The 12012-nt window shown below is 71.5% G+C and carries 9 protein-coding genes; 3 read left to right on the top strand and 6 right to left on the bottom strand.

Annotated features, from left to right (window positions below):
• Positions 1 to 97 precede the first annotated feature (97 nt).
• From obgE to AC3WRT_RS11705, 6 genes are all read right to left on the bottom strand, one after another.
• Positions 98 to 1624, bottom strand: coding sequence for a GTPase ObgE (gene obgE, locus AC3WRT_RS11730; protein ID WP_492722071.1), 1527 nt, complete (start codon positions 1622 to 1624; stop codon positions 98 to 100).
• Positions 1625 to 1755: 131 nt separating this feature from the next.
• Complete coding sequence (gene rpmA / locus AC3WRT_RS11725; RefSeq protein WP_492722069.1) at positions 1756 to 2025, bottom strand: 50S ribosomal protein L27; 270 nt, start codon at positions 2023 to 2025, stop codon at positions 1756 to 1758.
• Between the two features lie 47 nt (positions 2026 to 2072).
• Positions 2073 to 2381, bottom strand: coding sequence for a 50S ribosomal protein L21 (gene rplU, locus AC3WRT_RS11720; protein ID WP_045190103.1), 309 nt, complete (start codon positions 2379 to 2381; stop codon positions 2073 to 2075).
• 124 nt (positions 2382 to 2505) lie between these two features.
• The gene (locus tag AC3WRT_RS11715) at positions 2506 to 5808 is read right to left on the bottom strand and encodes an Rne/Rng family ribonuclease (RefSeq protein ID WP_492722068.1); all 3303 of its coding nucleotides are present in this window, start codon (positions 5806 to 5808) and stop codon (positions 2506 to 2508) included.
• Positions 5809 to 6017: 209 nt separating this feature from the next.
• On the bottom strand, positions 6018 to 6791 hold the full coding sequence (locus AC3WRT_RS11710; protein WP_492722066.1) for a TIGR03936 family radical SAM-associated protein: 774 nt from the start codon (positions 6789 to 6791) through the stop codon (positions 6018 to 6020).
• 63 nt (positions 6792 to 6854) lie between these two features.
• The gene (locus AC3WRT_RS11705) at positions 6855 to 7628 is read right to left on the bottom strand and encodes a lysophospholipid acyltransferase family protein (protein WP_492722064.1); all 774 of its coding nucleotides are present in this window, start codon (positions 7626 to 7628) and stop codon (positions 6855 to 6857) included.
• Between the two features lie 228 nt (positions 7629 to 7856).
• On the opposite strand from AC3WRT_RS11705, the gene valS reads away from it, so the two are divergent.
• The 3 genes from valS to AC3WRT_RS11690 all read left to right on the top strand — a co-directional run bounded on the left by valS (position 7857) and on the right by AC3WRT_RS11690 (position 12011).
• Positions 7857 to 10523, top strand: coding sequence for a valine--tRNA ligase (gene valS, locus AC3WRT_RS11700; protein WP_492722063.1), 2667 nt, complete (start codon positions 7857 to 7859; stop codon positions 10521 to 10523).
• Positions 10524 to 10626: 103 nt separating this feature from the next.
• On the top strand, positions 10627 to 11382 hold the full coding sequence (locus tag AC3WRT_RS11695; RefSeq protein ID WP_492722061.1) for a DUF4129 domain-containing protein: 756 nt from the start codon (positions 10627 to 10629) through the stop codon (positions 11380 to 11382).
• On the top strand, positions 11379 to 12011 hold the full coding sequence (locus AC3WRT_RS11690; protein WP_492722059.1) for a hypothetical protein: 633 nt from the start codon (positions 11379 to 11381) through the stop codon (positions 12009 to 12011). The genes AC3WRT_RS11695 and AC3WRT_RS11690 overlap by 4 nt, the downstream gene beginning before the upstream one ends.
• Position 12012 lies beyond the last annotated feature (1 nt).

Genomic DNA, 12012 nt, shown 5'->3' with positions numbered 1-12012 from the left:
GGTCACAACGCACCGGGATCGGATCCCGGTGCGTTGTGACCTGCACGGTGTGTTGCCGCAGGAGGGGGTGTGGCCCCCGGAGGAGTGTGGCAGTGGGTCAGGCGTCGTCGGCCTCGTCGGCGGCGAGGTGCCACAGGCCCGAGCGGCGCTCGGCGTCGAGCTCCTCCTGGGTCGCGGCGCGGGCCGCGTAGCGGTCCTTCTGCGCCTCACGCTTCTCGTCACGCGTGGGACGTGAGGACTCGGACAGCCGCAGGTCGGTGCCACGCGAACCGAGCAGCTCCGCCCCGGCCTGCAGGGTCGGCTCCCAGTCGAAGACGACGGCGTCGTCGGTCGCGCCGATGACGACGGTGTCCCCGGCGACGGCGCCGGCCTTGTAGAGCGCATCCTCGACGCCGAGGCGCCCGAGCCGGTCGGCGAGGTAGCCGACGGCCTCGTCGTTGCTGAAGTCGGTCTGGCGCACCCAGCGGACCGGTCGTGCACCGGTGACACGGAAGAAGACGCCGTCGGGCCCGTCCTCCCTGGCCACCGTGAAGCCCTGGTCGTCGACCGACCGGGGCCTCAGCACGACGCGCTTGGGCACCGCCTCGCCGATCTCCTTGCGGGCCGCCTCCACGTGGCGTGCCATGGCGAAGCTCAGCTCGCGCAGGCCGAGGTGGGCGACGGCGGAGACGATGAAGACCTCGATGCCGCGGGCCTCGAGGTCGGGCTTGACCATCTCGGCGAGCTCGCGAGCCTCGGGGACGTCGGCCTTGTTGAGCACGACGATGCGGGTGCGCTCGGCGAGCGGGCGGCCGCCGAGGTCGGCGTCGGGGACGTAGAGCGAGAGCTCGTTCTCGATGACGTCGAGGTCGCTCATCGGGTCGCGGCCCGGCTCGAGCGTGGCGCAGTCGATGACGTGCACGAGCACCGAGCAGCGCTCGACGTGGCGCAGGAACTCCAGGCCCAGGCCCTTGCCCTCGTGGGCACCCGGGATCAGGCCCGGCACATCGGCGACCGTGAAGCGGCTCGACCCGGCCGTCACGACTCCGAGGTTGGGCACGAGCGTCGTGAAGGGGTAGTCGGCGATCTTCGGCTTGGCGGCCGACAGCACGGAGACGAGCGAGGACTTGCCGGCGCTCGGGAAACCGATGAGGGCCACATCCGCGAGCGACTTGAGCTCGAGCACGACGTCGACGTCCTCGCCCGGCTCACCGAGCAGGGCGAAACCGGGGGCCTTGCGCCGGGCGCTGGCGAGGGCCTTGTTGCCCAGTCCCCCGCGGCCGCCGGCAGCGATGACGTGCTCGGTGCCCATGCCGACGAGGTCGACGACGATCTGGCCCGAGGCGTCCTTGACGACCGTGCCCTCGGGCACGGCCAGCACGAGGTCGTCGCCATCGGCGCCGTTGCGCTCGTCACCGGCGCCGGGCGCGCCGTTGCCGGCCTTGCGGTGCGGGTGGCGGTGGTAGTCGAGCAGCGTCGTCGACGACGGGTCGACGCGCAGGATGACCGAGCCACCCCGCCCGCCGTTGCCGCCGTCGGGTCCGCCGAGCGGCTTGAACTTCTCGCGCTTGACGGAGGCCACACCGTGGCCGCCCGCTCCGGCGCTGAGGTGCAGCACCACGCGGTCGACGAAGGTCACTGCCATGGAGGTCACTCTTCCAGATCAAGGTGGGCGGACGGCATACGCCAGCTGGCGTATGCCGTGTCACCCGGGAAAGGCGGAAGGGCGAGCCGCGCGGGCCCGCCCTTCCGGTGAATCAGTGGTGATCGTGGTGATCACTCAGCGGCAGCGGTCTCCAGCTGCTCGATGTTGACGGTCTTGCGGCCGCGCTTGGTGCCGAACTTGACGGCGCCGGCGACGAGGGCGAACAGAGTGTCGTCGCCACCGCGACCGACACCGTCACCCGGGTGGAAGTGCGTCCCGCGCTGACGGACGAGGATCTCGCCCGCGTTGACCTTCTGGCCGCCGAAGCGCTTGACGCCGAGGAACTGTGCGTTCGAGTCGCGACCGTTGCGGGTCGAGGACGCACCCTTCTTGTGTGCCATGTCAGTTACTCCTTGGGAGGTTCTGTGCCGAGCCGATCAGGCGTCGATCACGCGGTGATGTCAGTGATCTTGACCTGGGTCAGCGGCTGACGGTGGCCCTGACGCTTGCGGTAGCCGGTCTTGTTCTTGTACTTCATGATGACGATCTTGGGGCCCTTGGCGGCCTTGACGACCTCGGCCTTGACCGACACCTTGGACAGCTTGTCGGCGTCGGACGTCACGGTGGTGCCGTCCACGAGGAGCAGCGGCGTGAGCTCGATGGCATCGCCGGGCTGACCCGTCACCTTGTCGACGAGCAGGACATCGCCCACCGACACCTTTTCCTGGCGACCGCCAGCGCGAACAATCGCGTACACAGTGAAACTCACTCTCTCATCAGGGTTGGAAACGCCACTTTCGGCACCGGCCCGTCAACACGGGCCCGGTGGGCGCACCAAGGAGGAAGATTACCGGCCCGCAGGGCCAAGCTCCAAACCGGCGTCATCCCTCAGCGCCGGCAGGGGGCGCCGAGTCACCGCCGCTGGTCGGCCGTGGAGGTCCCGCCGGTGCGACCACCCGTCCGCGGCGCCGGCGTCCGCGCGCCGCGGGCTGGGCCGCGGGGGCCGGCTCGAGGGCCGGCTCTGCAACCAGGGCCGGGGTCGGCTCGCCGGCCGCCCCCGCGCTCGGCTGTGAGCTCTGCTGCGGCTCGCTGAAGTCCGACTCCGGCTCGACGTGGGCGCCACCTTGGGTGGGCTGGCCGGCGGGGGGGTCGGACTCGAAGGCATCGTCACCGGACCACGGGCGCTCGTCCTGCGGGAAGGAGGGCTCCGGGCGGGCGTCCTCGGCCGCCACGGGCGTGCCGTCCTCGCCGGCCGGCTGGCCGGACGCGCTCTTCAGCGCGGCGGCGTGCGCGGCGGCCGCGATCTGTGCGGCCGTCGGGCCGTTGCTCCTGGCATCGGCCGAGGCGGCCTGCTGGCCGGACTCCTGGCCGGCGTTCCCGTGACCGTTGCCGTTCTGGTTGCCGCTCTGGCCGGCGTTCTGGCCGCGGCCGCGGCGGCGGCTGCTCCCACTGGCCTCCGCCGGCGCCGACTCGTGCGGGTGGGCGCCCTTGTCGACGGGGTCCGTGTGGATGACGAAGCCACGGCCGTTGCAGTGGTCGCAGGTCTCCGAGAAGACCTCGATGAGACCCGAACCCACCCGCTTGCGCGTCATCTGGACGAGGCCGAGCGAGGTCACCTCGGCGACCTGGTGCTTGGTGCGGTCCCGCCCGAGGCACTCGAGCAGTCGCCGCACGACGAGCTCGCGGTTGCTCTCGAGCACCATGTCGATGAAGTCGATGACGATGATGCCGCCGATGTCGCGCAGTCGGAGCTGTCGGACGATCTCCTCGGCCGCCTCGATGTTGTTCTTGGTGACCGTCTCCTCGAGGTTGCCGCCCGAGCCGATGAACTTGCCGGTGTTGACGTCGACGACGGTCATCGCCTCGGTGCGGTCGATGACGAGGGAGCCACCGCTCGGCAGCCAGACCTTGCGGTCCATCGCCTTGGAGAGCTGCTCGTCGACCCGGTGGTGGGTGAAGAGGTCCTCGTTGGACGTCCACTTCGTGACCCGGTCGGCCAGGTCGGGCGCCACCGAGGAGATGTACGGGTGGATCTCGTTCCACGCCTGCTCGCCCGAGACGACCAGCTGCTTGAAGTCCTCGTTGAAGACGTCGCGGATGACGCGGACGGTGAGGTCCGGCTCGCCGTGCAGCAGCATCGGGGCCTGGCCACCGGTGACAGAGCCAGCGGCGCCGTTCTTCTTCTTGCCCTTGCTCTTGCCCGCGCGGGGGCTCGAGGCGGCCTCGGCCTTGGCCTGGATCTCCTCCCAGGTGCGAGTGAGGCGCTCGACGTCCGCGCGCAGCTCCTCCTCGCTCGCCCCCTCGGCCGCGGTGCGCACGATGACGCCAGCAGAGTCGGGCACGACGTCGCGCAGGATCTTCTTGAGGCGGGCACGCTCGGTGTCGGGCAGCTTGCGGCTGATCCCGGTCATCGAGCTGTTGGGGACGTAGACGAGGTAGCGGCCCGGCAGGGAGATCTGCGAGGTCAGGCGCGCACCCTTGTGGCCGATGGGGTCCTTGGTGACCTGAACGAGGACAGTCTGCCCGGAGCCGAGAGCGTTCTCGATGCGCTTGGGCTGGTTGGTCTCGAGCCCGGCCGCATCCCAGTTGACCTCGCCGGCGTAGAGCACGGCGTTGCGGCCCTTGCCGATGTCGACGAAGGCGGCCTCCATCGAGGGCAGGACGTTCTGGACGCGGCCGAGGTAGATGTTGCCCGCCATCGAGACGTTGGTGGCCTGGTCGATGTAGTGCTCCACGAGGACGCCGTCCTCGAGCACGCCCATCTGGGTGCGACCGTCCTTGTTGCGCACGACCATGACGCGGTCGACCGCCTCGCGGCGGGCGAGGAACTCCGCCTCTGTGATGACCGTGCGGCGGCGCCCGGCCTCGCGGCCCTCCCGGCGGCGCTGCTTCTTCGCCTCGAGGCGGGTCGAACCCTTCACGGCCACCGGCTCGTCGCTCTGGGTGCGCGGCTGGCGCACCCGCGTGGAGACGTTGGGGGTGTCATCCCCGTTGTCGGCCGCGGAGCCGGCCCGGCGGCGGCGACGACGACGACGACTGGTGCCGCCCTCGTCGTCGGAGTCGCTCTCGGCGTCGTGCTCGGAGTCACTGTCGTCGGCCGGCTCGACGGAGACGTCGTCCGCCCGGCCGGAGGCCTGCGAGTCGTCGGAGTCGGACTGCTCGTCCTGCGTGTCGTCGTCGTCGGAGCCACGACCACGGCGGCCCTTGCCACCTCGCCGGCGGCGCGACCGACGCGGGCTGCTCTCCTCGTCGGCCAGGTCGTCCGACCGCTCGTCGGACTGGTCACCGACGTCGGAGTCGTCCTGCTCGCGCGTCCCCGGCTCGTGGTCATCGCGGTCGTCCGACGGTGCGTCGACCGGCTCCTCGACCACGGGCTGCGGCGCGCCACGGCGACGGCGGGTGGGCACGGCCTGGCTGGCGTCGGGGGCCTGGAAGAGGACGCTGAAGCTGGGAACGACCGACGTCTGGCGGCCACCGGCAGCGTCGCCACCGGCCGCCTCAGTCTCGTCGGTCTCGTCGGTCTCCTCGGTCTCCTCGGTCTCGGCGAGCGCGTCGAGGTCGACGAGGGTGGGAAGATCGGCGGCGTCGGCGACGGGCGGAGCGTTCTGCAGAGTCACCGTGGTCGTCTCGACCTCGCCCGACAGGGCGCCGGTCACGAGCTCCTCGACCGCGGCGCTCGCCCGGTCGGCCTTGGTCCGCGATCCGCGCCTGGTGGTCTTCGGGGCCTCGGCCGAAGCGTCGCCCGGCTCCGCCTTCTTGCGGGCGGCGCGCTTGCGGGCCGGACGCTTCGTCTCGGCGATCTCAGCTGTCTCGGCGGTGTCGCTCGTGCTCTCAGCCGTCCCGCCGGACGTGGTCTCGCGCGTTCCCTCGGTGGTGGCCTGGGCGCTCAGGCCGGTCCCCAGCTCCGGGGCTGCAGTCGGAGCGGCGTCGTCGCCCCAGGGCGCCGGCTCCGCGGAAGTCGCAGGCGAGATGGTCGTGGCCTTCTTCGTCGTGCGGCGCGAGGCGCGGCGGCGGGGGGCCGGGGCGTCAGCCGCAGTGGCGGCATCCCCCTGCGGCCCGCCGTCGTGTCGCCCGTGGTCGTGCCCGGCGTTCTGCCCGGTGCCCTGCTGGGTGCCCTGCCCGTTGCCCTGCTGGGTGGGGAAGAGCGTGGCTTCGTCGCTGGACGTGGTGTCGTTGGTTGCCATCAGGCAGCCTCCCGTCAGGTGCGGTGTGACCCACACGCGGCCGGGGCCGTCGACACCGCACGAGTGCGGTAGCAGTCGTCGCGCCGCGTGTGCGACGGGACGGAAGTCGTCTCGCTACACCCGAAAACGGTTCGCGCTGGGCGCGGCCCCGTGATCGAATGCCGTCGGCGTCCTGGTCGGCAACCATTTCGTCGTCATGACCTGGCAGGTCATTCCAGCGGGTCGGTCACCCTCACGTTTGCGGTGTCGAGCGGTCCCTGCGCCAGACGCGTCACCAGTGGGGGGCGCGGAGGCTGCAGGTCGGCGATCTCACGCAGCGCGGTCAGAATGTCGTCGGGGCGTACAGCAGGTGTGGTGTGCCGTACGACCATCCGCAGTATCGCACAGTCGGCCCCGACCAGGTGAGTCGTGACCATGTCGGTCAGCGCGTCGGCGGGCGCCAGCACCCGAGCGGAGACGATCGCACCTCGCACGTCGAAGGTGCGCGGACCCGATTTCGTCAGCCTCGTCACCTGCGCCTCCGGCAGAGCCAGGAGCGCTTCGACGGCCGCGCGCAGGACCTCGGTCGACAGCCCGGCGAACTCCAGCAGCCAGTCGCTAGCTTCCAGCCGGTCGGCCAGGGCGCCGGGCGGCGCCTCGACGACCTGCACGATGTCGATCCCCTGCGGGAGGGCCTCGTCCAGAGCCGCCCGCACCGACTCGGGCTCGACGCGCTGGGTCACCGAGATCTCGACGTACTCTGCCTCGCTGGCGGTCCCCGTGGCTGCCGCGTTGGCGTAGCTGATCTTCGGGTGCGGGTGGAAGCCGGCCGAGAAGGCCATCGGCACGTCGGCGCGGCGCAGCGCCCGCTCGAGCGCTCGCTGGAAGTCGCGGCTGGAGGTGAACCTCAGCCGCCCGCGCTTGGTGTAGCGGATCCGGAGCTTCTGGACCGCGGGGTCCGGGGCCGGACCCTCGGGGACGCGCTGACGTGCCTGACGAGCCATGCCCGCAAGGCTATCGGCGTGCCGGCGCCGGCTCGAACGCCCGCCCGAACCGCCGGGCCGTCGTCATTCTGGTGGGAAGCCGCGCTGCTCGTCGGCTCGGCGCTGCCGTTCCACCGCCTCGGCCTCGTCGAGCCGCGTGGCCTCGGCCAGGGTCGGCGCGGTGCCCCCCATGCTGGCCGGCAGGTACTTGAGGTCGGGCCCGGTCAGGGGCTCGTAGGCCGCCTGCAGCACAGTGAGCAGGTCGGCCATGACCGCCTTGTACTGCGCCGTCACGGCGTCCGGATCGGCGTCGGGTGCCACGGCGATCGGTTCGCCCACGTTCATCAGGATGGGGACGTTGGTGCGGCCGAGACGCTTCGCGTGGCCCTTGGTCCACACCCGCTGGGAGCCCCAGATGACGACCGGCAGGATCGGCACGCCGGCCTCGATCGCCATCCGGGCAGCGCCGGTCTTGAACTCCTTGAGCTCGAACGACCGGGAGATCGTGGCCTCGGGGAAGACGCCGACGATCTCGCCCGCCCTGAGCGCGTCGACGGCGGCGGCATAAGACGCGGCGCCCGCCGTGCGGTCGACGGGGATGTGGTGCATGCCGCGCATCAGCGGACCGCTGACGGGGTGGGAGAAGACGCCGTCCTTGGCCATGAACCGCACGAGCCGGTGGGACCTCTGCGCCGCCAGGCCCGCGTAGGCGAAGTCGAAGTAGCCGGTGTGGTTGACCGTCATCACCGCTCCCCCCGTGCGTGGCACGTTGTCGTCGCCGAGGATGGTGAACTTCAGGCCCTGCACCGCGAACACCCCGCGGGCGACACCGATGACGGACGAGTAGACGGGCTCCATGGGGCACACTCTGCCCTGCGTCGTCACGCTTCGGCATGCCGACCTGTCCGAAGCATCGCTCCGACGAACGCCGGACGCCTGTGAGCAGGAGTGCGGCGGTGACGCAGCCCACGCAGCGGGGCCGTCGGGACGCGCGTCCACAGGATGGCTTGACGGCATACCACTTCGGCCCGACCGTCGACGAAAGGCGGTCGAGGGCACCCCGAGGCGCATGGAAGGATTGGACGCATGACTGACACGCCTGACATCACGACCTCGCGGATCCCCGAGCGACCGACGCTCGACGGCCTCGAGGAGAAGTGGATGCAGGTATGGGCCGACGAGGGCACCTACGCCTTCGACCGCGAGAAGGCCCTGACGCTCCCCCGCGACCAGGTCTTCGCCATCGACACCCCGCCGCCGACCGCGAGCGGCAGCCTGCACGTCGGGCACGTCTTCAGCTACACCCACACCGACTGCATGGCCCGCTACAAGCGCATGCAGGGCCTCGAGGTGTTCTACCCGATCGGCTGGGACGACAACGGCCTGCCGACCGAGCGCCGGGTGCAGAACTACTACGGCGTGCGCGGCGACGCGAGCCTGCCGTACGAGGAGGGCTTCACGCCGCCCTTCGAGGAGGGCGTCGACGCCAAGGGCAAGGCCATCAAGGCCGCCGACCAGCGCCCGATCAGCCGCAAGAACTTCATCGAGCTGTGCGACGTGCTCACGGTCAAGGACGAGGTCACGTTCGAGTCCCTCTTCCGCCGCCTCGGCTTCAGCCTCGACTGGAACATCTCCTACCGCACCATCGACGAGCGCTCCCGGGCGGTCGCCCAGCAGGCCTTCCTGCGCAACCTCGCCCGCGGCGAGGCCTACCAGAGCGACGCCCCGGGGCTGTGGGACGTCACGTTCCAGACCGCTGTGGCGCAGGCCGAGCTGGAGGCGCGCGACTACCCCGGCGCGTACCACCGCGTCGCCTTCCACCGTCCCGACGGCACGCCCGTGCACATCGAGACCACCCGCCCCGAGCTCATCCCGTCGGTCGTCGCGCTCATCGCGCACCCCGACGACGAGCGCTACCAGCCGCTCTTCGGCACGACGGTCACCTCACCGCTCTTCGGCGTCGAGGTGCCGGTCCTGGCGCACCGCGCGGCCGAGATGGACAAGGGGGCCGGCATCGCGATGTGCTGCACGTTCGGCGACCTGACCGACGTCATCTGGTGGCGTGAGCTGCAGCTGCCCATCCGCTCGCTCATCACCCGCAACGGGCGCCTGCAGGCCGAGACGCCCGAGTGGATCGCCGGCGGTCCCGGCGAGACGCTCTACGCCGAGGGGCTCGCGACGAAGACGACGTTCAGCGCCCGCGAGGCCGTCGTCGCCGCCCTCCGGGAGTCCGGCGACCTCGACGGCGAGCCGCAGAAGACCCAGCGCAAGGCCAACTTCTACGAGAAGGGCGACAAGCCCCTCGAGATCGTCACCTCGCGCCAGTGGTACATCCGCAACGGCGGACGTGAGGAGGAGCTGCGCTCCAAGCTCGTCGGCATGGGCGACGAGGTCGACTTCCACCCCGCCTTCATGCGCTCGCGCTACAAGAACTGGGTGGAGGGCCTCAACGGTGACTGGCTCATCTCGCGCCAGCGCTTCTTCGGGGTGCCGTTCCCGGTCTGGTACCCCGTGACCGACGAGGGCGAGACGGACTACGACCACCCGGTCCTCGCGGCCGAGGCGGCGCTGCCGGTCGACCCGCAGATCGACGTGCCCGAGGGCTACGAGGAGGCGCAGCGCGGCGTGGCCGGCGGCTTCGTCGCGGATCCCGACGTCATGGACACCTGGGCGACCTCGTCGTTGACCCCGCAGATCGCGGCCGGCTGGCCGGTTCGCGAGGGCGCGAACGATGGTGACCGCCTCGGCTCCGACGAGGCGCTCTTCACGGCCCTCTTCCCCTACGACCTGCGCCCGCAGGCCCACGACATCATCCGCACCTGGCTCTTCGCCACCGTCACCCGGTCGTTCCTCGAGCACGGCGTCGCGCCCTGGCGCCACGCCGCGATCAGCGGCTGGATCCTCGATCCGGACCGCAAGAAGATGAGCAAGTCCAAGGGCAACGCCGAGACGCCCGAGGACGTCGTCAAGGCCAACGGCGCCGACGCGGTGCGCTACTGGGCTGCCTCGGGTCGCCTCGGGACCGACGCCGCCTACGACACCGGCCAGATGAAGGTCGGCCGCCGGCTCGCCATCAAGGTGCTCAACGCGAGCAAGTTCGCGCTGGGGTTCGGTGACGTCGACGGCGACCTGCGCGCCGCGGTGACGAATCCCCTTGACCTGTCGATGCTCTCGGCCCTCGCCGACGTCGTCGACAAGGCCACCCAAGGTTTCGAGGGCTGGGACTACACCCGGTCGCTCGAGGCCACCGAGACGTTCTTCTGGACGTTCTGCGACGACTACCTCGAGCTCGTCAAGGACCGCGCCTACGGCGGCCAGGGCGCGGAGGCCGCCGCGAGCGCGCGGGCCGCGCTGCGCCTCGCTCTCGAGACGCTGCTGCGCCTGCTCGCGCCGTTCATCCCCTACGCCACCGAGGAGGTCTGGTCGTGGTTCGGCGAGGGCTCGGTGCACCGCCAGCCCTGGCCGATCCGCGGCGAGCTGCCGCCCGGCGGTGACCCGGCGCTGTTGGCGTCGGTCGGCGCCGCGCTCGCGGGCGTCCGCAAGGTCAAGTCCGAGGCCAAGGTCGGCATGCGCGCCGAGGTGCGCGCCATGACCCTCGTCGCGCCCGCAGCGTCGGTGTCCCACGTCCGTGCGGCCGAGTCGGACCTTCGCGCGAGCGGCCGGATCAGCGAGCTGGCGTATGCCGAGGGCGGGTCCGTCGAGGTACGCGACGCCGAGCTGGTGCCGGTCGACAAGGCTCCCAACCGCGGCTGACCTTCCCCTGCATCCCGGTCGTTGCCGTCCCGACCTCTCAGGACGGCAACGATCTGGCTTCCTCTGCGTCTGCTCGTCCTGCCGCTGGCATAGGGTCACTCGCATGTCGGGACGGGGGGTGCGGGCCACCATCGCCGGGGGCGCGCTCGTCATGGCCGCTCTGGTCGTGGCGGCGCTGAGCCGACCGGTGCCCCTGATGTCACGCCCCGTCGACACCGAGACGTTCAGCCCCCTGCCGACCATCACGTCGCCCTTCGCCACCCTGACGACTGCGCCGCCCACGACCTCCGCGCAGGCGCAGCCCTTCAGCCCGTCCCCGCTCCTGGTAGCGCTCGTCCAGATCGTCCTCGTGCTGGCGGCGCTCGTCGTCCTCGTCGTGTTCGTCCAGCTCCTTCGGTCGCTGCTGCGCCGACGACCCCATCTCGAGCAGCACGAGGAGCCGGACTTCGCCATCCCGGCCGTGCCTGCAGAGCTGCTGGAGGAGGCGCGTCTGCGGTTGCGCGACCTCGAGACCGGGGAGCCGCGCAACGCCATCGTCGCCGCCTGGCTGGGGCTCGAGAGCTCGGCGGCCGCCACCGGCCTGCCCCGAGAGGCCGCCGAGACGTCGAGCGAGTACACCGAGCGCGTGCTCGGGGTGTGGCCCGTGGACGGCGAACGCCTCGCCGACCTGGCCGCGCTCTACCGCGAGGCGCGCTTCTCGGTCCACCCCCTCGGCGAGCCGCACCGGGACCGCGCCGTCGCCGACCTCCGTGCCCTGATCGCCGACCTCGACCGGGTTGCGGCGCGTCACGCCGCAGAGCGCGGCGTCGCCGAGGCGGAGCGCGCGGCGCGGGCGGCCGCGCGTGAGGAGGGGTCGTGAGCAACCAGCCGGACGGCATACCTCCCCGGACCCGACGGGAGGCCCGGGAGCGCTCCGCCGCCGGCGGGCGGTCACTCCCCCGCGGCGCCGTGCGTCGTGGGCCGACGCGCCTGGACGCGATCACGGCCGCGCTCCGGCCCTGGCGCCGGCGGCTCGCAGGACTGGCGATCACCTGGGTCGCCCTCTCGCTGCTCACCGGCGTGCTCGGGCTCGCGCCCGACGTGCCGGTGCTGCTCGCCATCCTGCTCGCCGTGGCCTCGCTGCTGTGGCACCTCGTCGACCACACCGCACCCCAGCACCTCACCGTCTGGCCCCTCGTCGACGGAGACCTCGGCGGCCAGTCGCGCGGCAACGACTTCCGCGTCACCAACCTCGCCGGGCGCCTCGAGGCCGCCGACACCCGCAGGGAGGGACGCGAGAGCGTCGTGCACGACCTGCACCTGCAGCTGCAGGTGCTGATCCGCGAGCGGCTCTATGCCAGGCACGGCATCGTCGCCGAGGAGGAGCCGAGGTGGGCGCAGGGCGTGACCCCACCCGAGCTGTGGGACCTGCTCGTGGGCCTCCCGCCACCTGACCTCTACCGTCCCCAGCGCCTCGACCCCATCCTTCGAAGAATCGAGCAGTGGTAAC

This window comes from Terrabacter sp. FW104-15G4B (genome assembly GCF_058790095.1).
Note: the sequence above shows the minus strand (reverse complement) of the source record. Positions and strands in the feature narration are given on the sequence as shown.